Below are 23687 nucleotides of genomic sequence, written 5' to 3'. Positions count from 1 at the left end.
CCTGCCTGCGACATCACGGGTGTGCCATGGACCCTTTTGCTGGTCCTGCGCAGGGGTTAAATGACGACGAACGAACAAGTGTGGTGCGCATGTTATTCTGGATAATCACGGCCCTGTTGACGCTCGCGGTCCTCGCAACATTGGCCCGCGCAATGCTGCGTGGCTCTGTCGGAGATCGCCCGCCCGCAGCCTATGATCTGGATGTCTACCGGGACCAGTTGCGTGAAGTGGACCGTGACCTGACCCGTGGTGTGGTGTCGGAAGCAGATGCGGGTCGCATTCGCACAGAAGTGTCGCGCCGTATCCTGGCTGCCGACGCAGCCTTGCAAAAACACGAACAGAGCGCCGGGACGTCAGGTGGGCTGGTCAGTCTTGGCGTAACGCTGGCGGTGATCATCGTGGGGTCATATGCCGTTTACACTCAATTGGGTGCGCCGGGTTACGGTGATCTTGCTCTGGCCAGTCGGATCGAGGCCGCCGAGATCCTTCGCGAAGAACGACCCAGCCAGGAAACGGCTGAAGCCAGCCTTGATGAACCGTCCGCGCCGCCAAATGTCGATCCCGATTACGTGGTCCTTGTCGAACGCCTGCGGCAGGCAGTTGTGACCCGCCCTGATGACGTGCAAGGCCACGAATTGCTAAGCCGCGCCGAGGGGCGTCTTGGAAACTATGCGGCAGCGCATACCGCAAAAGCGCAGGTTCTCGCGCTTAAAGGGGACAAGGCCACCGCGACTGACTTCTCGGAATATGCGGATCTGCTGATCCTGGCCGCTGGTGGATACGTCTCGCCCGAAGCTGAAGGCGTTCTTGAACGAACGCTCTCCATGAATCCGGCAGATGGGCCTGCGCGCTACTACTTTGGGCTGATGATGTCGCAAACCGGGCGACCGGACACGGCTTTGCGCGTCTGGGATCAACTGTTGCGTGAAGGGCCTGCCGATGCACCCTGGATCGCGCCAGTGTCGTCACAGATCGAGGAAATGGCCTTTCGCGCGGGTGTGAACTACGCCATGCCAGCGATCGGTACAGGGCGCGGACCTTCCGCAGATCAGATTGAAGCAGCGCAGGGCCTAAGCCCTGCAGAGCGGATGGAGATGATCCAGGGGATGGTCACTGGCCTGTCTGACCGTCTGGCAACCGAAGGCGGTCCTGTTGAGGATTGGGCGCAGTTGATTTCCGCTTTGGGGGTTTTGGGCCAGATGAATCAGGCCAATGCGATCCTGATCAATGCGCGCGAAGTGTTTGGCGACGATCCCCGCGCCGCAGATATCCTGAGCCGCACCGCTGACCGCGTGGGCTTGGAATGATAACGGACGATACCGTTGCGTTTTTGGCCGGACTGCCCCCAATGCAGGCCCTCATGGGCCTTGATCTGGGCGACAAAACCATTGGTGTAGCGGTTTCAGACACATTCTGGTCCGTTGCAACACCGCTTGAAACGGTGCGACGCAAAAAGTTCGGCGTGGATGCCGCACGCCTGCAGACCCTCATAGCTGAGCGCAACGTCGGTGGTCTTGTGTTGGGCCTGCCCCGCAACATGGATGGAACCGAGGGGCCGCGGTGCCAGTCCACTCGTGCCTTTGCACGCAACTTTGAAAGGCTTTGGGATGGTCCCATCACCTTTTGGGACGAACGATTGAGCACCGTGGCCGCCGAAAAAGCGCTGCTTGAGGCGGATACGACACGTAAACGTCGCGCCGAGGTGATTGATCACGTCGCTGCCGGATATATCTTGCAAGGACTGTTGGACAGGCTGGCAGCAATAAAGAGGCAGGCATGACAGACGTTCCCCGTTCCCTTGTGTGGAAGCGCGACGAGATCGAAAGCCCGTGCGTGCAGATCTGCGTCATTCATCCCGAGACGCGGCTGTGCACTGGCTGCGCCCGCTCTATCGACGAAATCGGTGGTTGGAGCCGAATGAGCACCGATGAACGGCGCATCATCATGGCTGAACTGCCAACGCGAGAAGCCGCACCGAAGGGTCGGCGTGGCGGACGTGCGGCCCGGCTCAAACGGTAGCGAAATCTGACGCAGTCCCTCGTGGTCCTACGACGAACGAACAATCTGGCGCATCGTTAGCAAAGCGATCTTTGCGTCAAGGTTAGTTGAGCCAATCCATCGGGTCCGGGAATTCAGGTCGAAAGAATGCGATCATGCGACGCCCGTCTTCGGGGCCCTTCCACGGTTCAGTGCCATGCAGGGCAAAACGGTGGATCAGGAACGACTGGCCGGGTCTTGCACGTATCTGCACCGCCTCACAGCTGCTGAAGACGATGCGCCGCGCGGCATGGTAGGCGTCGGTCACATCCACCTCACGCGGATCCTGATCGACGATGGCCTCTCTGAGTGCCTTCTGCATGATCCGATGGCTGCCTTTCCAAACAATGGTTGGAGCGGCAGATACATAATTGAGTGGTAGCCCCAGAATATAGGCGTGAAATTCGCGGGCAAAGCGCTGCCGGTCCAGCCCTTCGGGCAACAGGCCATCCACATGCGCGGCCATGCGCGTGATCCGAAACCGATGATTGGCTTCACTTTGGTCCGCGTCGCGTTTGGGATAACCGGGATAGACAATTGACACTTGACCGGCGTGCATCGGCAAATCCGGCACATGGCTTTGCCAAGGTCCGGCAAGGGGCACACCCATCACGCTGCCATCTGTTTTGTTTGGCAAAACATCGACACCTACGAACCATGTGTTGCCGTGCCGCAGATTGTGCAGCCTCGTTTCAGGATCATCAGCGGCCCTTGCCGCTGCTTTTTCTGCCGCTGCGGCCCATCGCACCGTCCGATCATCATAGTCAAAAACCACGAAGCCGTCCGGGTCGATCATCCCCACAGCGCCTTGCGCAGCATGTTGAGCGCGACAAGCACAAGGAAAACCGCAAACACCCGCTTGAGCGGACCGGGATCCATCGCATGTGCCAACCTGACGCCCCAGGGCGCGGTCACAAGGGTCATCGCAATAATGACTGCAAAGGCAACTAGGTTCACGGCCCCCACCGTAAATGGCGGCACCGGCCCATCAAGCGAAACCATCAAAAAGCCGATGACCGATGGAACAGCGATCAGCACACCGAAGCCCGCAGCCGTCGCGACGGCGCGGTGAATCGGAACTGAAAACAGGCTCATCAGCGGCACGCCAAAACTGCCCCCACCGATCCCCATCAGAACCGAAAGAAACCCCATGCCCGGTGACAGGGCAGCCCTGCCCGCACCGGTCGGCATTGCAGGGCCCAGCCGCCAGCTCGCGCGACCAAACCCCATGTAAAGCCCTACGATCAAGGCAAGAATGCCAAATATGGCCTGCAGGGTGGTCGTGCGCAGCTGTGCCACCAGCAGCATGCCCAATACGGCTCCGATCACGATGCCAGGTGCCCAACTGCGCAGGATGTCCCAGTCAACAGCACCTTTCTTGTTGTGGCTCATCACGGACCGGACCGAGGTTACGATGATTGTTGCAAGAGAGGTGGCCAAACACATCTGCATCAAGTCTGGCCCACCATATCCAAGCGTTTGGAATGCATAGAAAAATGCCGGCACCAGAACGATACCTCCGCCAACCCCCAACAGGCCGGCCAGTACGCCGGCAAAGGCACCGATCACGGCCAGCACGATCAGCATCTGGATCAGAAGAAATGTGTCCGGCATCGCCAGCTCCCGCGTGAAGTCGCGTGGTGCTACACTGCTTTGGCTTCGGGGGCCAGTGCCGTGACATGGCGCAGGGCGACCTCGACCAATTCCGGTCCTGCACCGTCACGTGTCGCACCTTCACTCAGAGTACGGCGCCAGCCACGCGCGCCGGGGCGCCCGGCAAAAAGGCCAAGCATATGGCGGGTGATCTGATGTAGACGGCCACCAGCCAAAAGATGCGCGTCGATGTATGGCAGCATGTTTGCAACTGCCTGTTCGGCAGTGCTGTCACGTCCCGTCCCGAAAATGCGTCTGTCAGCCTGCGCCAAAACATCCGTGGGTTGATGATACGCCGCGCGACCGACCATCACGCCATCAAAACCACTGTCGAGCAGCATTTCGACCTGATCCAATGTCGCTACGCCACCATTGATCGAGATATGCAGGTTTGGAAACAGACCCTTCATCCGCTGCACCAGATCATAGTCCAGCGGTGGGATATCCCGGTTCTCTTTTGGGCTTAACCCTTGCAGCCAAGCCTTTCGCGCATGGATCGTTACCCGTTCGCATCCAGCAGCAACGATCCGGGACAAGAATTCCGGCAGCACCTCTTCAGGGTCCTGCTCGTCCACACCGATGCGACACTTGACTGTCACCGGCACGTCAACCGCATCACGCATCGCAGCCACGCATTCGGCAACCCTGCCCGGCTCCCGCATCAAGACAGCCCCAAAGGTGCCGGATTGCACCCGATCTGATGGGCAGCCGCAATTCAGGTTTATCTCGTCGTAGCCAGCTTGCGCGCCCAATTGCGCGGCCTGTGCAAGTTCCCGGGCATCGGACCCGCCCAGTTGTAAGGCGACAGGATGCTCTGCCGCGTCGTGGTCCAGCAGATGCAAAGCGCCGCCGCGCACAAGCGCCGGGGCTGTTACCATCTCGGTGTACAAAAGCGCTTGCCCGCTCAACTGCCGGTGCAGGTAGCGGCAATGCCGATCTGTCCAATCCATCATGGGCGCGGTGGACAATCTCGCTGCCGCGGTGGCTGCGATGTTGGGCACTCCTGAAGCTCCTACGGTCCGCGATTTGCTATTTGCCACCATGCGGCACACATACTGCACACGAATTGGGGCAGTCCAGCCCCTCAAAAGAGAAGAACAATGACTAGGTGGGGCTTTGATCAAGGTCCCCTGCGCGACACTCAGGAACGACAAAAGGCAGCTCTTGGCAGCACAGGTGTTGCTGGCTGACCCATGTAATACCCGTTTCGCGGCGTTTCTCGATACGTCCAGATCTCGGTGCTTCAGGCCTCGAAGCACCGGGTAAAATTGTCAGCGATCCATGCTCCGTATCTCGGCCTAGCCCAGGGCTGCGATGACCGCGTCGGTGTTTGTCACCAAGGCCACGTTTGTCATCGCGTATTCGATGCTTGCTCGGTGCCAGTCGGCGTTCATGGTCGAACATCCGTCTTCGGGGATGACCATGACATAGCCTTTGTCGGCCCCTGTGCGGGCTGTGTGTTCAACGGACATGTTGGTCCACGCGCCTGTCTCAATCAGGACGTCGCGGCCTTCGGCTTTGAGGATGGTTTCAAGCGAACTGCCTTCCCAGGCGCTCATACGCATCTTTTCGACCACGTGATCGCCGGGCATTGGCTCCAGCCCCTCCACGGGCGCCCCACCCCATGTTCCGCGCACGAGGGCATTTTCATCCAGCGTCGCTTCGAAAAGCGGCGCATTGAGCGTCAGGCCAGCAGCCCCCGGGCTCACAAGAAAATGCACGTGGATGACCGGCACGCCCAGTGTGCGGCAATGTGCGGCAAGTCGGGCAGCGTTGGGAATCGCGTTTTGCTCGCGACAGTGTTGGGGGCTGCCTGAAGCGGCAAAGGCACCGCCCTCCATGACCACGTCATTCTGCATGTCCTGAATGATGAGCGCACAGCGCGATGGGTCGAGCCGTAGCAGTTCATCACCAGAAGCCGGTGCCGTTTGGGCACCACTTGCGGGCGCGCGCGCATGAACGGTTCGTTGCGGGGGCCGATCTTGACCGGGATTTCGTAGACGCTGGTCGAAGCCGCGACATAAAGCGTGCGCCAGTCCGCGCCGCCCCAGTGCAAGTTTGCCGCAAGTTCCGGGATCGACACTTTGCCGATCAGCTTGCCGGTCGGTGCATAGACCCAAAGGCCACCAGGTGCGGTGACCCAGACATTGCCCTCGGCGTCACATTTCATGCCATCGGGCACACCCGGCAACAGGCTGTCGCGGATGCCACCAGCAAAAACGCGGCCATTGACCAGCTTGCCGCCAACTTCGACATCAAACACACGGATATTCGCCTGCTCAGTGTCGTTGATGTACAGTTTTGACTCGTCCGGGCAAAAGCACAGCCCATTGGGCATGGTCAGCAGATAGCGGTCAACCACCAGTTCTGGCTCGGCCCCAGGCGTGTGATCGGGGGGCAGGCGGAAAACGCCTTGCCAACCAAGATCGCGCGGGCGTTCGACCCCGAACCCGGGCATGCGGCCATACCAGGGGTCCGTGAACCAGATCGACCCATCGGATTTGACCACGACGTCATTGGGCGAATTCAGTTCTCGGCCCTCGAAATGCGTACAAAGCGTCTCTTTCTGCCCGCTTGGGCGCATCCGCGTAACGCTCGACGTGCTGTGTTCGCAGACCACAAGGTTGAGGTTTGCGTCATAGGTCATGCCATTACCCTTATTGGACGGGCGCAAAACCTCGCGCACACCAGCGGTGTCATAGCGCCGGCGTACGTCCCCGGGCATGTCGGAGAACAGCAGATATTGCTCAGCCGGATGCCAGATCGGGCCTTCGGTAAAGGTGCAGCCTGACGCAATCTGCCGTACGGGCGCGTGTTGGTCGATCAGGCGGTCGAATGCGGGATCAAGAGCGTCATGCGCCATGGAAACGGACCTTTATGCTGGGAACCAGTCGCGGCGTGGCACGGACTGGCTAACCGGGCCGGGTACCACCATGTCAAGACGTCCAACCACCTGACCGTTCTCGACCTTGGCGGGCTTGTCATGGATGGGCAGAAGGAATTTTGCACCTGAATACATCAGCTTGCGGATCGCACCCTTTTCCTGTCGCTTGGTGTTACCGTGGTTGCCGGTGACCTGATATTCTTCGGGTCCGAAAGAGCGCAGGGGATTGATGATCTGGTCGTTGAAGTCATAGATGACGTCGCCGCAAATTGTCGCGCGGCCCTCGTCGGTGTCGACATGCACGTTCATGGACCCTTCGGTGTGTGCGCCCGCGGCCTCAATAAAGACGCCGGGGATGAGTTCCACAGGCCCCGATATCTCAAGGTCTTCGAGCCGCAGCGCACCGGGATGATGCAGACGTTCGACAAGGTGGATGATGTCGGGCTTGGGATACTGCGGATGCATGAGGCCCGAGACCGAGTACTCCAACTCGCGCCGGTTGATGACAACGGTGGTGTTCATCGAAAAGTGATCGTCTTTGCCCGCGTGATCAATGTGCAAATGCGTATGCAGTACATAGCGCACATCGCCGGGTTTGACGCCGTGGTTGGCCAGTTGGCGTTCGATCATGTTCTCGTGGAACTGCAATCCGCGCATCCCCAGCGTTTCCATGATGGCGTTGTCACGGTAGCCGGTATCAACGACAATCGGCACCTGCCCGCCGAGGATCAGAAAGCCGTAAACCGGTACTCGCCGCGTGCGCCCGCAATCGCGGCCCAACACGAGAAAACTGGATTCCAATTCGATATCCCCGTAGTCGAGTATCCTGATTTCCAAACCCATCTGTCATCTCCTCCCGTTCAGGTCAGTCGGTAGACCCGGCATGCTGTTTCGTTGAAAATCGCGTTTTGCTCTGCAGTGCTGAGGCCGCCCGTGGCGGTGCGATGTGCCTCGAAAAGCGATGTGTAATCCGTCCAAAGCTTCTCGATTGGGAAGTTTGATCCCCAAAGACAGCGGTCCGCGCCAAAGAGTGAAACGGTCTCGGTCGTGATCCATGCGATCAGCTCCGGGTCCAGACGGTGCTGAAATGTGCCAAAGCCCGACAGTTTGCTGACCACATTCGGGCATTGTGCCAGCGACGCCATCGACCTGCGCCACGCGCTGCGCCCCATCTCGGACAGGTCCTCAAGCATGCCTGCGTGTTGCAAGACAAAGGTCACATCCGGGCACGCCTTGGCAAGCGCACAGGCCCCGGCCATCTGGCCTTCGAACACCTGAAGGTCAAAGACTAGGTTGTAGTCCGCGAGCCGTGCGATGTTGCGTTGCACCACATGGTTACGACACAGATCGGGATCTTTGGCAAAGCGGTAGGTCGGCGTTTCGTGCCAATGGAACTGTTGCCGGATGCCGCGCAGATGTGGAAAGCACATAAGCTGGTCCAGTGCAGGGCGCACGTCGGGCACGGTCATGTCGGCGTATGCGACCAGCCCATGCGGCCAGCCAGTGTCCTGGGCCAGCGTCTCGATCCATGCCGCTTCGTCTTCGGCACGGTGGGTGGGCCAGTTGGCCTGGACATAGACTGATTTGGTCACCCCACTCGGTGCGACATCCGCCAGGTATTCGGACATTGGATAGTCGCGGCGGATCGGCTCGTAAGGGCCGAAAATGCGCGGTTGCATAGGGCCGCTCAGCCACGGCAGATCGGCCTGTCGCCAGACGTGGAAATGCGCGTCCACCACGGTCATCATCGTCGTGCCCCCTTTGAGAATTGAAGAATTTCCGATGCAATCGCAGACGGCGTGCTGCCGTCACCAAGGTGGTCGAGCAGCGGCAGTATCGCCTGCATCGCGCCGGTCTCGGGTCGGTAGGTCGGATCGGCGGCGAGCGGAGACAACCAGAGCGTTGACCACGCAAGCGCGTCCATCCGCTCCATCGCCGAGACAAGCGCCTCGGGACCGCCGCGCTCCAACCCGTCAGACACGATGATGACAAGCGCGCCGCGCGCGTGGGCGGCAAAGCGTGGAACGGACAGGAACACCTGCAACGCTTCGCCCAGGCGCGTGCCACCGTCCCAATCCGCAACCAGACCGGAGGCCAACATCAGCGCCTGATCCGCACTGCGGTGCCGCAGCGCACGGGTGACCCGCGTGAGGCGGGTGCCAAGGGTAAAGCACTCGACCCGCTCCCCGCCCTGTTGCAGCGCATGGGCCAGTCGCAGAGCGCCATCGGTGCCCTCTTTCATACTTCCCGATACATCGAGCAGCATCAGCACCCGCCGCTGGCGCAACAGGCGGCGACGGGTCGGCAGGCGGATGATCTCTCCGTCCCGGCGCAGCATCTCGCGGAAGGTGCGGCGGGCATCGGCCAGCCGCCCTTTGCCCGGAGCCTGCCTGCGCGATCGCCTGCGCGGCAAGCTTTTGGGCAACGCACGGCGGAACGCGCGCAAGGCGGCACCATCGTCTCCGGCCGTCACGGCCCGCTGAAAGAGACGCTCGGCTGCAGTGGCATCGCCACCGGACGGCTCTTCGTCTTCGGGCATGAGCATCTCTTCCATAGCTCCTGCGTCGTAGCTTTGCGGCAGGTCCTCGGGATCACCCATGGCAGGGGCAGCGATGGACCGGCCTAGGAATACGCTATCAAACACCGCATCAAACGTCTGCGCGCGGTCCGGTCCCGGGCCATAGACGGCGTGTGCCGCACGGCGGATGTCGGTCATACCTTTTGGCCCCAGAAGGCCAACTGCGGTGATGAACGTCTCTGTCCGGTCGGGCGAAGCAGGATAGCCCGCCGCACGCAACGCCTGTGGAAAGGCGAGGAACGGATCAAGCGCGCGCGGGATCATGCCGCAGTTTCCGACAGGATCGCATCCATGCGCTCGCCGATATAGTCAAGGTCATCCTGATCCTTGAGCACAACACCGATGGCCCGCGCAAATGCTGCAGGCCAGGGCGTGCCCTGACTGTTCAGCAGCGTGGCCGCTTCGGCCCATTCAACGGTTTCGGCCACACCCGGAGGTTTTGCCAAAGGTTCGGCCCGCAGCGCATTGACCGCCGCAACAACCCGCCGCGCCGTATCGGCCATCACGGTCGACGCCCGCATCGTGACAATCTGCGCCTCAAGTGCAGGGTCAGGGTAGCCAATCCAATGGTAGATGCAGCGCCTGCGCAACGCTTCGTGCAACTCGCGCGTGCGGTTTGACGTCAGGACAACGACAGGCGGCGTCCCGGCACGCATGGTGCCGCGTTCGGGGATCGACACAGTGAAGTCAGACAAAAACTCCAACAGGAACGCCTCGAACTCGTGATCGGCGCGGTCAATCTCGTCGATCAGCAGAACGCGGTCTTGCGGGGCTTCCAGCGCCTGCAGAATGGGGCGCGAAATGAGGAATTTGTCTTCGTAAAGGTTGACGTATTCGTCGCCCGCCTGCCGGATCGCCAACATCTGCGCGGGGAAGTTCCATTCGTACATCGCCGTGGACGCGTCGATGCCCTCAAAGCACTGCAGCCGCACCAGTTCGCGACCCAGAACCGACGCGAGGGCCTTGGCCGCTTCGGTCTTGCCGACGCCTGGTGCGCCTTCCAGCAGCAAGGGTTTGCCAAGTCCCAGCGCCAGATAGGCCGCCGTGGCAAGACCGTCATCCGCAATATACTGCGCCTGACCCAATGCATCAGCCAACGGGTCCGGCCCGTCGATCCCCTGTATGGAGGCACGCACCGACATCAGAGCGCCTTGCGGGGCTTTGCGCCCCCATTGGACTGCAACCCGCGCAGCACTTTTTCGGGCGTCACTGGCAGATCATCGATGCGCACGCCGACCGCGTCGTAAACGGCATTCACCACGGCGGGCAGCACCGGGTTGGCACACATCTCGCCCGGACCCTTGCCGCCATAGGGACCATCGGCGGCAGGGCGTTCGAGCACGCTGATATGGTGCGGCGCAAGGTCCCCGGGGCCGGGCATCAGGTAGCTGTTGAAGTCCTCTGGCCGGTGGTCGCGCGCGGGGTAGTGCGGCTCGGTCGTTTCCCATGCGGCATGGCTCATGCCCATCCACGCACCACCGCGCAGCTGTTGTTCCACCAGCTTGGGATTAAGCGCGCGTCCGACCTCGTAGGCGGATTGCATGCCGGTGACCGTGACCTCTCCGGTCTCGTCATCCACCTCGACCGTGACCAGCATGGCGGCATGGGCGAACGTGGTCACGGGGGACATTTCGCCTGTCTCGGGGCTCACATCCGACAAAGGCACAAGGAAAATGCCGCGTCCTGCGATGGTGCGTCCCTGCTTGAACTGCGCGGCCTGAGACGCGGCCATCGTGGTGATGGACCGGGATGGCGCGCCGCGCACTTGGATGTTGCCTTGCCCATCGGTCACGAGATCGCTCGCGTCGACTTCAAGCTCTTCGGCGGCGGCTTCCAGCATGACCTCGCGCGCCTCTTCAGAGGCCCGGATGACCGCGTTGCCCATGCGGTGCGTGCCCCGGCTGGCGAAAGAGCCCATGTCATGCGGGCCGGTGTCGCTGTCAGCGGTATCGACATAGACGTCCTCGATGGGCACGCCGAGTGTTTCTGCCGCGATTTGACGGGTAACGGATTTCATCCCCTGACCCAGATCAATCGCGGACAAGGCGACTGTGAACTTGCCATCAGGGTTCGAATGCACCAGCGCCTGTGATGGGTCGCCGCCAAGGTTCATGCCAATCGGATAGTTGATCGCCGCAAAACCGCGGCCCGTGTGAATGGTCATCAGCGTCTCCTGAACCCGGAGAGAGAGGAAAAGCGCATCGCGCCTGAGCGCGCTGGCTTTTTATCGGCAGCGGCCTGTGGTGTTGGTGACGGCGCAGGTGCCGAGGGCGGCGGGACGGGTGGTGTTGTAGCTCGCGGCGCAGGTGCGGGGGCCGTGGATTGGCGTGCCGGGGTGCTGGTCGTCGGCGATGGCTGGGGCGCAGAAGATGCCCCGCTTGTGTTGGCGTAACTGGTGGCCTGGAACCCCTCGACCTGACCATCTTCGTCGGTTGCGGTATGCGCAGGCAATGCGCCACGTGCGCCACCGCCACCTGTCACAGACGTGGCCGCTTTCAACTCGGGCGACAGGGTGACGCCTGCCTTTTCCGCCACTACCTGCGCGCATTCGATCAGCGCGCAGTTCTTGGCCTCTCGGCGGTGGGCCTTCATGTCGCCGTCGCGGTAGGCGTTGAGAATGCGCAGCTCGATGGGGTTCATGCCGACCGTCTCGGCCACCTTGTCCATATGCGCCTCGATTGCGAAATCGACACCGGTGATACCAAAGCCGCGCATCGCTGTGGCGGGCGTGCGGTTGGTGTAGACGCAATAGACATTCGCCGAAACATTAGGGATCGTGTACGGCCCTGGCAGGTGACCGACGCCTTTGATGATCGCGTAGGACGACAGCCGCGTGTAAGCCCCGGCGTCGAAATACCCGGTGAACTTGCGCGCGACGATGCGCCCGTCCTTCATCACGCCGTCGGTGACGTACCAACGCTCGGCCCCGCGCGGGGCACCGACCTGCATTTCCTCGGCCCGGTCCCAGGCGTATTTCACAGGACGCCCCGTAAGCATGGCCCCCAGGATCGCCAAAGGCTCGTGAATCAGAATCCACTTTGCCGCCAAAGCCTCCCCCCACGGTGCCACCGATAAAGTGCAAGCGGGACGACGGGATGTTCAGCACCTTGGCCGCAGTGCCCAGCGAAAAGAACAGAGCTTGGGTCGAGGTATAGCAGACAAACCGGTCATTTTGTTCGGGCGCTGCGATGGCGCCGCAGGTCTCGATCGGTGCCTGCTCAATCGGAGACATCTGGTAGCGGCCTTCGACGATATGGTCAGCCTCGGCCAAGGCGCGGTCTGCATCACCAAAGCGCAGTTTCTGATGGTCGTATTTTCCATGATAGACAAAGAGGTTGTTTGGATAAATGTCGAGGACCGCAGGTGCGCCGGGCTTGATCGCCTCTTCCACGTCGAGGACATGCGGCAGGACGTCCCATTCGACGACAACCGCAGCAGCGGCTGCGCGTGCCTGCGCTTCGGTCTCGGCGATCACGGCGGCGACGGGCTCGCCCATATAGGCCACTTTGGTGTCGGTCAGGATCGGTTCATCGTCCAGCCCGAAATCCAGGAGTGACAAGAGCGTGTTGAGGTTCGTCGGCACGTCCTTTCCAGTGAGCACCCTAACAACGCCGGGCATTCGGTCGGCGGCGGACGTATCAATCCGCCGGATACGGGCATGGTGATGCGGTGAGCGTGTGCACCGCAGGTGCAAGAGCCCGTCAAAGAGGTGATCGTCAAAGAACGGAGACCGCCCGGTCACATGACCCAGAATGTCCTGACGGCGCGTTGGTTTTCCAACCTCGTTCAGGTTGTCGTCGCGTTCGTCCGCAAACAGGTCCTTGCGGAACTCGATCATCGGACCGGATGTGGTCATGTCCTTCATGCGCGCGCCCTCCCTTCGGCGACGGACAGGATGGCGGTGATGATCGGCTCATACCCGGTGCAGCGGCAAAGGTTGCCCGAGATCGCTTCGATCACCTCGTCCCGCGTCGGGCGTGGATTGCGGTCCAAAAGCGCGCGGGCCGACACCAGCATGCCGGGTGTGCAGTATCCGCATTGTGCCGCGAAATGGTCCATGAGCGCGTCCTGCAGCGGATCAAGCGTGGCGCCATTGGCAAGGCCAGACGCGGTGCGCACCTCTTTGCCATCGACGGTTTCGGCAAGTACAAGGCAGGACAAATGCGTCTCGCCGTCAATGGTCACGGTGCACGCTCCACAAGTGCCCTGCCCGCAGCCAAATTTCGGGGAGAGATCCCCAATCTCGCGCCTGATGAAATCAAGCAGGTTCTGTCCCGGATCGGCAAACGCCGCGCGCGGGCTGTCGTTGAGCGTCAGATTGACCGGTTTTTTGACCATTATCCGCGCTCCATCTCTGTCAGAAGTCGTTTCAAGTGCACGCCCGCGACCTCGCGCCGATACCATTCCGTTGCGATCTGGTCGGTCGCGGGGCTGAGCCCTTCTGTCGCAGCCGCCGCCGCGCCTTCAGCAGTGGCGGTGTCCAGCATTTGCCCCTCAAGCGCCCGTTCCGCGCCCGAGGACCGCAAAGGCGTTGGCCCCATCGCGCCAAACGCCACCCGCGCGCCGCGGATGCGTCCGCTTTCGCGCGGCAGGTAGGCCGCAATGCACAGGACCGAGACGCCCTTGGGTTTGACCCGGCTGACCTTGCGAAAGCCAAACGACCGCACGTCGCGCGGCCTTGGGACTTCAACCGCAGAGACCAGCCCGGCGCGGTTGCGGTCCCGCAGCACGTCGTCGATAGCACGCGGACCGCCCTGCCCCGTCATTGTGACATGCGCGCCAAGCGCGAGAAGTGCAGTGGCAAAGTCTCCGTAAGGATGCTCGGCAAACAGATTGCCAGCTACAGTTGCCATATTGCGCACCTGCGGCCCACCTATCTGACGCGCAACGGGGTGAAGAAAGGCCAGATCGCGATGGGCCAACACATCGGCCATCGTGACGCTGGCACCCAGACGGAGGACCTCTCCCACCGTCGATATCTGCGCGAGCCCCGGATCGGTGACCCGGATCAGCCTTGGGGTTGCGACGCCTTCGTTCACAGCGCGCATAACCACAGTGCCGCCCCCAAGAAAGGTCGCATCGGCACCCATCGCGCGGGCGGCGTCTTCCATCGTTGGATAGGTTTCAAGCGTTGTCATGCGCCCTCCAGTTCCATATGCGCGCGGATCGCATCAAAGCCGCTCTGGTAAATGCCTTCGGAGACGAGGGTCTTTAGCTCACCTTCCCGTCCCTGCGGCGTGTCAAAGCGGCTTTCCCACGCCCAAAACGTCCGATCGCCGTCCGTCACGGGTGCAAGCCGCACATGTGCGACGTAGTTCAACAGCGGCACGGGCGTCTCAAGCAGGCAATAGCTGAAGGCCATGTCGGCATCCGACAGCGTCAAAAGCTGTTCCCGCAGTTCCGACCCATCATTCAGGTGAAAGCGCCGCACGCAGCCCACCTTGTCCGACGGCTGGCCACGATCAATCGCGCTGTCGGCAATGGCGGGATGCCACCCGTCATGCCCGTTAAAGTCGCGCAGCACCGCCCACACGTCCTCAACTGGGGCATCCAAAATGGTGCTTTTGACGACCTTGACCATGATTCAGACCGCCAGATTCCGTTGCAGCGCGGAAAACCCCGCCTGAAATACATTTGTGCTGATACCGTCGACCAACTCGTCCGCGACCTCATCGGCGCATTCGAATTCGGCGGTCCATTCGGCAAAGGTCACGTTCCCGTCGGTGACCGGCGTCAGACGCAACGTCGCCACGTAGTCCGTCAGCGGCATGGGGCTTTCGAGGATCGCATAGGTGCAGAACATGTCGTAATCGCTCATCCCCAAAAGCTTCTCGCGAATACGGTCTCCGTTTTGAAGATTGAAGTCGCGCACGCAGCCCACCTTGTCCGATGGTTCTCCGTTTTCGATCCTGCTGTCGCGAATGCGGGGATGCCAACGCGGAAGCGCGTTGAAATCGCGTATCTTGTCCCAAACCTTGGCAATGGGCGCTTCGATAACCGATGAGACGTAGACGCGGGGCACTTACTTGGACCCCTTGCTGTCATCGGTGGGCGGAGGTGTGTCCTTGTCATCTCCCTTGGCACCTGCGGCTTTCTGTACAGCGTCGCTGATGCGCTGCATGTCTGATGCCTCGCGGATCAGGCCCCCCTGCTTGGCGATCCCGCCTCCCTCAATGCCGATATCATCGAGAAGCGAGTCGATCAGTGGCGCCTGCACACGGTAGCGCAGGGCCGAATTGATGACCTCATCCGTGGGACTGCCACCCTTGCCGCCACCGGTCCCGCCAGTGACGCCATCAAGTTGCATGATGCGGATGTCGTTGATCTTCTCAAGCGGCTTGACCGAGGCCGTGACGATGCCCTCGACATGCTCCAGGAGTTTGCGACGGAAGAGCGAGGCACGTGCCGGATCGGTAAGCACGTTTTCGGCCTCGTTGATAAGACGCTGCGCCTCGGCCTCGACCACTGCACGGACCTTTTCGGCTTCGGCGTTCAGCTTGGCCTCTTCGGCCTGCTTTTCCGCCATTGTCACGTCGATGGACTTGCGACGGTTCGCCTCTTCGGTTTCGCGAACGGTCTTGACCTTTTCCTCCGCCTCTGCGGCCAGCGCACGGGCGGCGTCCGCCTTGGCCCGCGCCGCACTTTCCTCAAGCGATTTCTGGTAGAGTACGATGGCCTTGTCCATCTGCGCGGTCTCTACGTTTTTCTCGCGGTCCACCTCAAGCTGACGACGTACGGTCTCGTGACTGATGCGTATCTCATCCAAGCCGCGCTCGGACGCCACGCGGGCGCGTTCGACTTCTTCCTGCGAGGCGATCTCGGCCTCACGAAGGGTTTGCACACGGGCAATTTCAAGTTGTTCAAGCGCACGACGGCGTTCCAGCTTGGCCGCTTCAAGCGCTTTGTCGCGTTCGACCTCGGCCACCTCGATGGCGCGCTGCGCAGTGATTTCGGCCTTGCGGATACTGGCCTCGGCGGATGATCGTTCGGCCTTGGTCTCGGCCAGTTCGACAATGCGTTTTTCGTCTGCTTGCTCGACCGCGCGGCGGCGTTCGATATCGGTCACCTCGCGGGTTTTCTGGCTGGCGATGCGTTCTTGTTCCAGCGCCAATTCAGAAGCGACACGGGCTTTTTCCACGGCTTCGCGACGCGAAATCTCGGCGGATTCAATCTCGCGCTCTTTTGCAATTTCCTGCGCGCGGACGTCTTGGTCAGCGGCAATCCGTTCCGCCTCAAGCGCTCGATGCTGCGCGATGCGCGCCTGTTCGACAGCCTCGTCTGCGGCGACGCGCGCCTCGTCGATGGCTTGATTGCGCGCAATCTCGCGCGTGCTGGTCTCGCCATCAGCCTCGATGCGGCTCGCGGCGATCTGCTTTTCGCGGGCGATCCGTGCAGCTTCAATCGCTTCGCTGGCGGCGATCTCGGCGGCATCGACGGCTTGCGTGCGCTCAATCTCAAGCGCGCGAATACGTTTGTCTTCGGCAATCCGCGCCTCGCTGATCTGCGAGTCCTGAAGGATGCGCATCCGTTCAATCGCCTCTTTCGAGCCGATCTCGGCCTCATCCAGCGACTTCTGACGCGCAATCTCGCGCTGGCGAATGTCCTCTTCACCTTTGATCCGGGTCTGGGCCAGCAACAGATCCTGCGCCATCCGTCGTTTTTCGTTGGCTTCGTTGGCGGCGATTTCAGCGTCTCGGGTGCTCTTCTGCCGTTCGATTTCAAGCGCTTGGGTTTCGCCTTCCTTGGCGATACGTGCCTCGGCGACGGCCTTTTCCTGCGCAATACGGGCGCGTTCGGTCGCCTCTCGCGCGGTGATCTCGGCCTCTTCGATGCTGCGCTGGCGCTCAATCTCTTTGGCTTGCGTGTCCTGCTCGTTCTGAATGCGGGTCTCGCGCACCTTGCGTTCCTGCAGGATGCGCGCAGTCTCGGTTGCTTCTTGTGCAGCAATTTCTTCGGCGTCGATCTCTTTTTGCCGCGCAATCTCGCGGGCACGTACCGCCCGTTCGGATAATATCCGGGCTTCGGAGACTGCCTGCTCATTGGAGATACGCGCTTTTTCTATCGCCTCGCGGGCAGTGATCTGGGCGGATTCGGCCTCGGTCTCGCGTTCGGCCCGTTCACGGGTCAAGTCTGCGCGCTGCTGCGCACGGCGGGTCTCAACGTCGCGCTCCTGTTCCAGTCGGGCCTCCTCGCTCTCCCGTTCAATGTTGAGCACCTGCTTTTCGGCCTCCAGGTTGCGCGAACGGATCTTGATCATCGAGTCCTGCTCAATGTCATTGCGCAATTTGCGCCGCTCCTCGATGTCCTTGATGAGCGAGGTCAAACCCTCGGCGTCAAAGCGGTTGGAGGGGTTGAAAAATTCAAGTGCGGTCTGATCGATGTCGATGATCGCGACGCTTTCCAACTCAAGCCCGTTCTTCTCCAGATCGTCCTGGGACAATTCCTTGACGCGGCTGACATAGGCGTTGCGGTTCTCGTGCATCTCGCCCATCGCCATTTCGGCAGCGACGGCGCGCAAGGCGCTTTCGAACTTGCCAGCAAGAAGCCCATGCAGGTTTTCCGCCTCAAGCGTGCGCCGCCCCAGCGTCGAGGCAGCCATCGCAACCGAGGTTTGGTCAGATCGCACACGGACGTAGAACTCGGCTTCGACATCGACACGCATCCGGTCTTTGGTAATCAATGCCTGTTCGCGGGTCCGCCCGACGGCCAGCGGCAGCGTATTCATGTTCACCGGTGTGATATCATGGATGATGGGCCAGACAAACGCGCCCCCGTCGATCACAACTTTCTCACCCAGAAAACCCGTTCTGACAAAAGCGATTTCCTTGGTCGAGCGCCGATAGAGCCACTGCATCACCCAGTAAATGATCGCAATGACGACCACCGCCACAATCAGCCACAAGATCAACTGTCCGATAAGTTGTCCGGTCATGTCTTATCCTCCCCGCGTTGCGCGTTACTGGCCTTTGATGGCCTTGAAGGCGCGCGTTTGCTCCGTCATTGCCACCTCGGTCGGCAAACGTTCCATCGAGGACGCGCCGTAAAACCCATGGCAATTTGACGTGTTCTTCAGGACGAATTCAGCATCGTCCGGCATCGCAACAGGTCCGCCATGGACCAGCACGATGGCGTCCTTGTTCACTGTCAGCGCCGCCTCGGCCCATGCGTCGACAAGTGCTGGGCAGTCTTGCAGCGTGACGGCTGTCTCTGCGCCAATGGCGCCGCCGGTCGTGAGGCCCAAATGGCACACGATGACATCTGCGCCTGCCTTGGCCATCTCGACCGCGCTGTCCTCGTCAAAGACATAGGGCGTCGTGAGCATCCCCTTGGCATGCGCCTTGGCGATCATGTCAACCTCAAGCCCAAAGCCCATGCCCGTCTCTTCGAGGTTTGCACGGAACGAGCCGTCGATCAGCCCGACAGTCGGAAAATTCTGCACGCCGGAAAAACCGATGTCCTTCAGTTGATCAAGAAACTTGTCCATGAGGCGGAACGGATCGGTGGCACAGACCCCGGCCAGAACCGGCGTGTGTTTGACCACCGGCAGCACTTCGGACGCCATCTCGACCACAATCGCGTTGGCATCGCCGTAGGGCATCAGCCCCGCAAGGCTGCCGCGCCCCGCCATGCGATAACGGCCCGAATTGTAGATCACGATCAGATCAATACCGCCCGCCTCTTCGCATTTTGCCGAAAGCCCGGTACCGGCACCGCCGCCGACAATGGGTTCACCGCGCGCAACCATGTCGCGGAACTTGGCAAGGATGGTATCTCGGTCGATCATCGGCGGGCCTCTTTGCGTCTTGGGGGCCGCCCACCGTGAAAGTCGCGGAACGCGTCGATCACAAGGGCAGCAAATTCGGGATCGTTGATATTGTGCGGCACCCGGATCAGTTGCCGCGTCGAGGTTTGTCGCACGGTGTCTTCGAGCGCTGTGAACAGGGCATGTCGCGCGGCCGGGTCGTCAAACGGCTGACCCGGACTATCGAGTGCTGACACGCCACCTTCAGGCAGGAAGAAGCGCACGGGTGCTTCCATCTCGTTCAGTCTGCCCCCGATCCAACGCCCCATCGCCGTGTTTTCTTCGGGCGTGGTGCGCATCAGCGTGACTTGCGGATTGTGTTCGTAGAACGTGCGGGTCTGGTACTTTTCCGGCACCGTGTCCGGGGCGCCAAAATTGACCATATCCAGCGCCCCGACAGAGCCGATGTAAGGCATTCGCCGCCGGATCACCGCGCCAAAGCGGTCTTCGGTGGCAGGGAACACGCCACCGAACAGCATGTCGCAGACCTCGGTCGTGGTCAGGTCAATGACCCCGTCCACTTTTCCTGAATCGACGAGCTTTTCCATCGACTGCCCGCCGATACCGGTGGCATGGAACACAAGGCAGTCGTAGTCATCGTCCAACGCGTCGGTCACCTGACTAACGGCGGGGGTTGTGACACCGAACATCGTCAACGCCACCGCCGGTTTCGTTGCCTGCCGCGGGGGGCGGAACGGCGCGCAGTGACCATGCCGATCATCGCCTGAGCAGCATTCGACAGCACCTCTTCGGTGATGACGTTCAAGCCCTGCACATCGGCGACCGAGTGCATCATCGTGATGTCCGCAGCGCCGACGTATTTCGCCACCTCGCCGGACGCTACAGTCGAAACGATAAGTTTGGGGACTCCAACGGGCAAGGTACGCATTGCGGGGGACACGATCGCCGTGCCGCCAGACCCACCGGCAGAAAGGACGCCCATCACGCCATCTTGTCGCTGCATCCAGCGGGCGAATGCTTCGGTCATTCCAGCAACAGATTTGCCGCGATCGCCGGTGAATACGCCAGCGGACCCGCGCGGATGGAATGCAGCGATCTGGTGGGCGGGTATCTCGGCCCCGGAATGGCCACCGCTGGTCGACAAATCGACCAGCCGTACGGGCAATCCGGCAGCGCGGATCTGGTCGCGCATGAACCGCAGCTCGACCCCTTTCGTGTCAAGCGTGCCTGCGACCAACACCACCTGTTCGCCTGGTGCTGCAAGGGGGCGAGATCTCGGCCTGTGCCGACGACATGGTTGGCAAGGCCGCAGTCACCACGCGTGCCGCGCGTTCGATCTGCGGGACCGGGACGGGTTTGGCCCACCGCGTCGGCACGTTTGGGTTCGACATATAGATCTTGGTGGCGTGCGGCTTGGCAGGTGGCCCATCGCCGGTGGCGCTTGCATGAGGTGTCGGTTCGACCTCGGGTGTGTCGTCATGCGCATGACGGCCAACGCCCAAAAGCCTCTGTTGCAGATCGCGGTCGGCCGCGAGCTCGCGCGCAGGCACCATGCGGTTGATCTGCCCGTTGATCATGATCGCGACACGGTCAGCCACCGCACAGGCGACCCCGATATTCTGCTCGATCACAAGCACGTCCATCTCGCCCTCGTCGGCAAGTCGCAAAAGCATCTCTTCGACTTGGCTGACAATCACCGGGGCCAGACCCTCGGTCGGTTCGTCCATGATCAGCAGGCGCGGGTTCGACAAAAGCGCGCGCGCAATGGCGAGCATTTGCTGCTCACCCCCTGAAAGCTGAGCGCCCCCGTTGCGCCGCCGCTCGGCCAGACGGGGGAACGTCGTGTAGATACGCTCGCTGCTCCAGGCGCCGTTCTTTTGCTCCACCATCTTGAGGTGTTCATCCACCGTCAACGAGCGCCAAAGCCGCCGCCCCTGCGGCACATAGCCAATGCCCAAGCGCGCAATGTCGGCAGAGGTCAGACCCAAAAGCGGCTGCCCCCATGCGCTGATCGCGCCCGAGGCGGCGGGCACCAGACCCATGATCGTCTGGCACAGCGTCGTCTTGCCCATGCCATTGCGGCCCACGACCGACAAAACACCGGTTTCCAGCCGAAGATCGACGCCTTGCAGGGCGTGGGATGCGCCGTAGTAAACATTGAGCCCCCGCACTTCGAGGGCCGCCGGGGTTGCACGGTGCTGATTGCGACGCTCAGCCATGACCATCCCCCAGATACAGCTCCTGCACCTCTTGGTCGTTCTCGATTTCTTCGGGTGTGCCTTCCTTGAAGATCATGCCGTTGTGCATCATCGTCACGCTTTCCGCGACGCGCAGCGCGGCGTCCATGTCATGCTCGATGATAATGTAACCGATATGACCCGGCAGACCGTTGAGGATCGACACCAGTTCCGCCCGTTCAGTTGGCGAAAGGCCTGCCGCGGGCTCATCAAAAAGAATGATCCGCGGGGCACCGGCAAGGGCGAGTGCAATCTCCAGCTGGCGTTGCTGCCCATAGCTCAGGTTGGCGACGGATGTGTCGCGCCATGGCGCCAGGTGCACTGCCTCGATCAGTTCGTCAGCGCGGCTGAGCAACGTATCATTCTCGCGCGGGCGCAGAAACGAGAACCGCCCCCGCGACACGCCCCGACAGGCCAGATAGACATTGTCGGCCACGGTCAGGCCGTTGAACAAAAGGCTGATCTGGTACGTGCGGCGCAGGCCCCGGCGAATGCGTTCATGGGCCGGAAAGCGTGTCACGTCTTCTCCGAAAAGGCGGATGGTACCGCTTGTCGGAAGAAAGTCTCCGGTCACACAGTTGAAGAGCGTCGTCTTGCCCGCACCGTTTGAGCCCAGCACCGCGCGGCGTTCGCCCGATCCCACCGTCAACGTGATGTCCCGGATGGCAGCCAAGGCGCCGAACATCTTGGTGACGCCGCGCAGTTCAAGCGCATTGCCGGAACTGACCGACCCCAGACGTTCTGCGGCACCTGTCTGTTCCATCAGGCTCATCGGTCTTCCCCCGTCAGAGGGTCCTGCCCGCGCGCGCGCCGATTGCGCCACCGCTCCCACAAGCCAAGCACGCCGTCGGGTGAGAAAAAGACGATGGCGAGAAAGCCCAGCCCGATCAACAGCTTGAAACGCTCGCCAGACAGGCCGAATGCCAGCAGGACATCGGGTGAAAACGTGCGCAGTAACACATAGATCAGCGCTCCGATAAACGGGCCAATCGGGCGTGTAATACCGCCGACGACCGCGATCACGAGAATATCAATCACCGCAGGAATACCAGCCGTCCCCGGCGCGATCTGCGCGTTCTGCCAGGCCAAAAGGATACCGCCAATCGCCGCGATCACACTGGCAAATGTGTAGGCCGCAACCCTGTGCGCGGTCACGTTGAACCCCAGCGCCGCCATCCGGCGCGGGTTGTCACGCACCCCTTGCAAGGACAGTCCAAACGGCGAGCGCGACACATAGACGACCACCAGGTAACAGATCGCGGCACACCCCAGCGTCAAGTAATAGAATGGCATCGGCGCGCGCCAGTCGACGCCGAACAAGGGCGGCGGCACGACCAGGTTAAATCCGGAATACCCGTTGAAAATCGTGTAGTTCTGCCGGGTGAAATAGAAAAACGCGGCCGCAATCGCGAGGGTGATCATAATCGTGTAGATGCCCTCGGTCCGCACGGCCAACGCGCCCACCAGCGTTCCGAACAGTGCCGCGATAGCAACGGCAATTGGCAGATAGAGCCACCATGGCAGCCCCATACTGATCTCGCCCATACCGGAATTGCCAAAGATCGCCACCATATACCCTGCCATCGCGGCGACGGACATCTGGATGAGACTGACCATGCCTCCATAGCCCGCAAGGAACATCAACGAGAGCGCGATCATCCCAAGGATGAAAGTCCAGCCCATGACCTGAAAAAGAACGAAGTCATTGGCCCAGGCGGGCATCGTCAAGAGAATGAGAACCAGGGCCCACCAGCCCGCAGGAATCTTTTCGAACCACATCGGCTGGACCGCCGCTTTTCTGGGTTCAGCGATGGACATCTAGCGCGTCTCTCCCAAAAGGCCCTGCGGACGGAACGCGAGCACGGCGGCCATGATCAGGAAGGTGAACACCACCGAATAGGTCGGCGCGTAGACGAGCCCCAACTGCTCGGACAGGCCGATGATCAGTGCTCCGATCGCCGCGCCGGGGATAGAGCCCATGCCGCCGACGATCACCACGACCAGACTGGCCAGCAGAAATCGCGTATCCTCGCCCGGTGACAGCGATTGGAAGGTGCCGCCAACGATCCCGGCCATACCCGCAAGGCCCGCACCAAAGGCAAACACGGCGAGGAACACGTATTGTATGCGCACGCCGGATGCTGCCAGCATTTCACGGTCATCGACACCTGCGCGCACCAGCATGCCCAGCTTTGTCTTGTTGAGCACCAGCCACATTGCAATGCCAATCACGATAGCCGCAAAGAGGATCGCCATACGCACAGCCGGGTAGCGAAGGTAAACCACCTCACCGGAGTCGCGGATCGACGACACAATGGGCAATGTCATCGGGCCCGACAGCCAATCCGGGGAATAAATTGTGTAGGATTGCCCACCCCAGGTCCACAGCAAGAGATCAGCGATCACCACCGACAGACCAATGGTCACCATCGTCTGGCGAAGCTCCTCGCCCTCCATACGGCGAAATACCTGATTTTGCAGAATAATCCCCACAATTGCAACGATGATGAACACCACCGGAAAAGCCAGCAGCCA

General features: G+C 61.3%; 25 protein-coding genes and 2 pseudogenes. 3 read left to right on the top strand and 24 right to left on the bottom strand.

Annotated features, from left to right (window positions below):
• Positions 1-89 precede the first annotated feature (89 nt).
• From ccmI to ACZ1HN_RS11780, 3 genes are read left to right on the top strand one after another with little or no spacing between them, the layout of a single operon-like run.
• On the top strand, positions 90-1307 hold the full coding sequence (ccmI, locus tag ACZ1HN_RS11790) for a c-type cytochrome biogenesis protein CcmI (RefSeq protein ID WP_472727635.1): 1218 nt from the start codon (positions 90-92) through the stop codon (positions 1305-1307).
• Positions 1304-1780, top strand: coding sequence for a Holliday junction resolvase RuvX (gene ruvX, locus ACZ1HN_RS11785; RefSeq protein WP_299703250.1), 477 nt, complete (start codon positions 1304-1306; stop codon positions 1778-1780). The genes ccmI and ruvX overlap by 4 nt, the downstream gene beginning before the upstream one ends.
• Positions 1777-2019, top strand: coding sequence for a DUF1289 domain-containing protein (locus tag ACZ1HN_RS11780; RefSeq protein WP_299206792.1), 243 nt, complete (start codon positions 1777-1779; stop codon positions 2017-2019). Before ruvX ends, ACZ1HN_RS11780 begins: the two co-directional genes overlap by 4 nt.
• Before the next feature lie 82 nt (positions 2020-2101).
• Here the strand turns inward: ACZ1HN_RS11780 and ACZ1HN_RS11775 are convergent, their stop codons facing one another.
• The 24 genes and pseudogenes from ACZ1HN_RS11775 to ACZ1HN_RS11660 all read right to left on the bottom strand — a co-directional run bounded on the left by ACZ1HN_RS11775 (position 2102) and on the right by ACZ1HN_RS11660 (position 23681).
• Positions 2102-2833, bottom strand: coding sequence for a hypothetical protein (locus tag ACZ1HN_RS11775; RefSeq protein ID WP_472727634.1), 732 nt, complete (start codon positions 2831-2833; stop codon positions 2102-2104).
• Entirely contained in the window at positions 2830-3651 is an 822-nt protein-coding gene (locus tag ACZ1HN_RS11770; protein WP_472727633.1) for a sulfite exporter TauE/SafE family protein, read from the bottom strand. The genes ACZ1HN_RS11775 and ACZ1HN_RS11770 overlap by 4 nt, the downstream gene beginning before the upstream one ends.
• A 29-nt stretch (positions 3652-3680) precedes the next feature.
• Positions 3681-4643, bottom strand: coding sequence for a tRNA dihydrouridine(20/20a) synthase DusA (gene dusA, locus ACZ1HN_RS11765; protein WP_472729313.1), 963 nt, complete (start codon positions 4641-4643; stop codon positions 3681-3683).
• Between the two features lie 345 nt (positions 4644-4988).
• Positions 4989-5531 carry a cysteine hydrolase family protein gene (locus ACZ1HN_RS11760; RefSeq protein WP_472727632.1) on the bottom strand — a complete coding sequence of 181 codons (543 nt, stop codon included), beginning with the start codon at positions 5529-5531 and terminating at the stop codon, positions 4989-4991.
• 227 nt (positions 5532-5758) lie between these two features.
• Positions 5759-6415, bottom strand: a pseudogene (locus ACZ1HN_RS11755) (SMP-30/gluconolactonase/LRE family protein); the annotation flags it as partial.
• 150 nt (positions 6416-6565) lie between these two features.
• Positions 6566-7417: an N-acyl homoserine lactonase family protein gene (locus tag ACZ1HN_RS11750; protein WP_299605154.1), complete on the bottom strand. Its 852-nt coding sequence runs from the start codon at positions 7415-7417 to the stop codon at positions 6566-6568.
• Positions 7418-7434: 17 nt separating this feature from the next.
• The gene (locus ACZ1HN_RS11745; protein WP_472727631.1) at positions 7435-8322 is read right to left on the bottom strand and encodes an amidohydrolase family protein; all 888 of its coding nucleotides are present in this window, start codon (positions 8320-8322) and stop codon (positions 7435-7437) included.
• The gene (locus ACZ1HN_RS11740) at positions 8319-9416 is read right to left on the bottom strand and encodes a vWA domain-containing protein (RefSeq protein WP_472727630.1); all 1098 of its coding nucleotides are present in this window, start codon (positions 9414-9416) and stop codon (positions 8319-8321) included. Before ACZ1HN_RS11740 ends, ACZ1HN_RS11745 begins: the two co-directional genes overlap by 4 nt.
• Positions 9413-10294 (bottom strand): AAA family ATPase, encoded by an 882-nt coding sequence (locus ACZ1HN_RS11735; protein WP_472727629.1) that lies wholly within the window; start codon positions 10292-10294, stop codon positions 9413-9415. Before ACZ1HN_RS11735 ends, ACZ1HN_RS11740 begins: the two co-directional genes overlap by 4 nt.
• Entirely contained in the window at positions 10294-11316 is a 1023-nt protein-coding gene (locus tag ACZ1HN_RS11730) for a xanthine dehydrogenase family protein molybdopterin-binding subunit (RefSeq protein WP_472727628.1), read from the bottom strand. Before ACZ1HN_RS11730 ends, ACZ1HN_RS11735 begins: the two co-directional genes overlap by 1 nt.
• Complete coding sequence (locus tag ACZ1HN_RS11725; protein ID WP_472727627.1) at positions 11316-12149, bottom strand: molybdopterin cofactor-binding domain-containing protein; 834 nt, start codon at positions 12147-12149, stop codon at positions 11316-11318. The genes ACZ1HN_RS11730 and ACZ1HN_RS11725 overlap by 1 nt, the downstream gene beginning before the upstream one ends.
• 94 nt (positions 12150-12243) lie before the next feature.
• Positions 12244-12990: pseudogene (locus tag ACZ1HN_RS11720) on the bottom strand (xanthine dehydrogenase family protein molybdopterin-binding subunit); the annotation flags it as partial.
• Positions 12991-13013: 23 nt separating this feature from the next.
• Positions 13014-13490, bottom strand: coding sequence for a (2Fe-2S)-binding protein (locus tag ACZ1HN_RS11715; protein ID WP_472727626.1), 477 nt, complete (start codon positions 13488-13490; stop codon positions 13014-13016).
• Positions 13490-14290, bottom strand: coding sequence for an FAD binding domain-containing protein (locus tag ACZ1HN_RS11710; RefSeq protein ID WP_472727625.1), 801 nt, complete (start codon positions 14288-14290; stop codon positions 13490-13492). Before ACZ1HN_RS11710 ends, ACZ1HN_RS11715 begins: the two co-directional genes overlap by 1 nt.
• On the bottom strand, positions 14287-14733 hold the full coding sequence (locus tag ACZ1HN_RS11705) for an SRPBCC family protein (RefSeq protein ID WP_299210429.1): 447 nt from the start codon (positions 14731-14733) through the stop codon (positions 14287-14289). The genes ACZ1HN_RS11710 and ACZ1HN_RS11705 overlap by 4 nt, the downstream gene beginning before the upstream one ends.
• Before the next feature lie 3 nt (positions 14734-14736).
• A complete protein-coding gene (locus ACZ1HN_RS11700) occupies positions 14737-15174 on the bottom strand; it encodes an SRPBCC family protein (protein WP_299210431.1) in 438 nt (145 codons plus the stop codon).
• Entirely contained in the window at positions 15175-18084 is a 2910-nt protein-coding gene (locus tag ACZ1HN_RS11695; protein ID WP_472727624.1) for a flotillin family protein, read from the bottom strand.
• 24 nt (positions 18085-18108) lie between these two features.
• On the bottom strand, positions 18109-18936 hold the full coding sequence (locus tag ACZ1HN_RS11690; protein WP_472727623.1) for a phosphoenolpyruvate hydrolase family protein: 828 nt from the start codon (positions 18934-18936) through the stop codon (positions 18109-18111).
• Positions 18933-19604 (bottom strand): hypothetical protein, encoded by a 672-nt coding sequence (locus tag ACZ1HN_RS11685; RefSeq protein WP_472727622.1) that lies wholly within the window; start codon positions 19602-19604, stop codon positions 18933-18935. The genes ACZ1HN_RS11690 and ACZ1HN_RS11685 overlap by 4 nt, the downstream gene beginning before the upstream one ends.
• 2 nt (positions 19605-19606) lie before the next feature.
• On the bottom strand, positions 19607-20107 hold the full coding sequence (locus ACZ1HN_RS11680) for a Tm-1-like ATP-binding domain-containing protein (RefSeq protein ID WP_472727621.1): 501 nt from the start codon (positions 20105-20107) through the stop codon (positions 19607-19609).
• A gap of 25 nt (positions 20108-20132) precedes the next feature.
• The gene (locus ACZ1HN_RS11675) at positions 20133-21134 is read right to left on the bottom strand and encodes an ABC transporter ATP-binding protein (RefSeq protein WP_472727620.1); all 1002 of its coding nucleotides are present in this window, start codon (positions 21132-21134) and stop codon (positions 20133-20135) included.
• A complete protein-coding gene (locus ACZ1HN_RS11670; protein ID WP_472727619.1) occupies positions 21127-21924 on the bottom strand; it encodes an ABC transporter ATP-binding protein in 798 nt (265 codons plus the stop codon). Before ACZ1HN_RS11670 ends, ACZ1HN_RS11675 begins: the two co-directional genes overlap by 8 nt.
• The gene (locus ACZ1HN_RS11665; protein ID WP_472727618.1) at positions 21921-22970 is read right to left on the bottom strand and encodes a branched-chain amino acid ABC transporter permease; all 1050 of its coding nucleotides are present in this window, start codon (positions 22968-22970) and stop codon (positions 21921-21923) included. Before ACZ1HN_RS11665 ends, ACZ1HN_RS11670 begins: the two co-directional genes overlap by 4 nt.
• Positions 22971-23681, bottom strand: a complete 711-nt coding sequence (locus ACZ1HN_RS11660) for a branched-chain amino acid ABC transporter permease (protein WP_472729312.1) — start codon at positions 23679-23681, stop codon at positions 22971-22973.
• Positions 23682-23687 lie beyond the last annotated feature (6 nt).

The organism is Tateyamaria sp. GN1-10, assembly GCF_055693845.1.
The sequence above is the reverse complement of the archived record's forward strand: the minus strand, read 5'-3'. Positions and strand labels throughout refer to the sequence as shown.

Bases quoted from the DNA above. Each gene is read 5' to 3' on its own strand.
- ACZ1HN_RS11705 (WP_299210429.1), bottom strand. From the start codon at position 14,733: ATGGTCAAGGTCGTCAAAAGCACCATTTTGGATGCCCCAGTTGAGGAC.
- ACZ1HN_RS11710 (WP_472727625.1), bottom strand. From the start codon at position 14,290: ATGACAACGCTTGAAACCTATCCAACGATGGAAGACGCCGCCCGCGCG.
- ruvX (WP_299703250.1), top strand. From the start codon at position 1,304: ATGATAACGGACGATACCGTTGCGTTTTTGGCCGGACTGCCCCCAATG.
- ACZ1HN_RS11735 (WP_472727629.1), bottom strand. From the start codon at position 10,294: ATGTCGGTGCGTGCCTCCATACAGGGGATCGACGGGCCGGACCCGTTG.
- ACZ1HN_RS11680 (WP_472727621.1), bottom strand. From the start codon at position 20,107: ATGCGCGACCAGATCCGCGCTGCCGGATTGCCCGTACGGCTGGTCGAT.
- ACZ1HN_RS11670 (WP_472727619.1), bottom strand. From the start codon at position 21,924: ATGAGCCTGATGGAACAGACAGGTGCCGCAGAACGTCTGGGGTCGGTC.
- ACZ1HN_RS11760 (WP_472727632.1), bottom strand. From the start codon at position 5,531: ATGGAGGGCGGTGCCTTTGCCGCTTCAGGCAGCCCCCAACACTGTCGC.
- ACZ1HN_RS11690 (WP_472727623.1), bottom strand. From the start codon at position 18,936: ATGATCGACCGAGATACCATCCTTGCCAAGTTCCGCGACATGGTTGCG.
- ACZ1HN_RS11745 (WP_472727631.1), bottom strand. From the start codon at position 8,322: ATGATGACCGTGGTGGACGCGCATTTCCACGTCTGGCGACAGGCCGAT.
- ACZ1HN_RS11695 (WP_472727624.1), bottom strand. From the start codon at position 18,084: ATGACCGGACAACTTATCGGACAGTTGATCTTGTGGCTGATTGTGGCG.
- ACZ1HN_RS11750 (WP_299605154.1), bottom strand. From the start codon at position 7,417: ATGGGTTTGGAAATCAGGATACTCGACTACGGGGATATCGAATTGGAA.
- ACZ1HN_RS11770 (WP_472727633.1), bottom strand. From the start codon at position 3,651: ATGCCGGACACATTTCTTCTGATCCAGATGCTGATCGTGCTGGCCGTG.
- ACZ1HN_RS11665 (WP_472727618.1), bottom strand. From the start codon at position 22,970: ATGTCCATCGCTGAACCCAGAAAAGCGGCGGTCCAGCCGATGTGGTTC.
- ccmI (WP_472727635.1), top strand. From the start codon at position 90: ATGTTATTCTGGATAATCACGGCCCTGTTGACGCTCGCGGTCCTCGCA.
- ACZ1HN_RS11685 (WP_472727622.1), bottom strand. From the start codon at position 19,604: ATGTTCGGTGTCACAACCCCCGCCGTTAGTCAGGTGACCGACGCGTTG.
- ACZ1HN_RS11730 (WP_472727628.1), bottom strand. From the start codon at position 11,316: ATGACCATTCACACGGGCCGCGGTTTTGCGGCGATCAACTATCCGATT.
- ACZ1HN_RS11715 (WP_472727626.1), bottom strand. From the start codon at position 13,490: ATGGTCAAAAAACCGGTCAATCTGACGCTCAACGACAGCCCGCGCGCG.
- ACZ1HN_RS11780 (WP_299206792.1), top strand. From the start codon at position 1,777: ATGACAGACGTTCCCCGTTCCCTTGTGTGGAAGCGCGACGAGATCGAA.
- ACZ1HN_RS11775 (WP_472727634.1), bottom strand. From the start codon at position 2,833: ATGATCGACCCGGACGGCTTCGTGGTTTTTGACTATGATGATCGGACG.
- ACZ1HN_RS11675 (WP_472727620.1), bottom strand. From the start codon at position 21,134: ATGGCTGAGCGTCGCAATCAGCACCGTGCAACCCCGGCGGCCCTCGAA.
- ACZ1HN_RS11740 (WP_472727630.1), bottom strand. From the start codon at position 9,416: ATGATCCCGCGCGCGCTTGATCCGTTCCTCGCCTTTCCACAGGCGTTG.
- ACZ1HN_RS11725 (WP_472727627.1), bottom strand. From the start codon at position 12,149: ATGCTTACGGGGCGTCCTGTGAAATACGCCTGGGACCGGGCCGAGGAA.
- dusA (WP_472729313.1), bottom strand. From the start codon at position 4,643: ATGATGGATTGGACAGATCGGCATTGCCGCTACCTGCACCGGCAGTTG.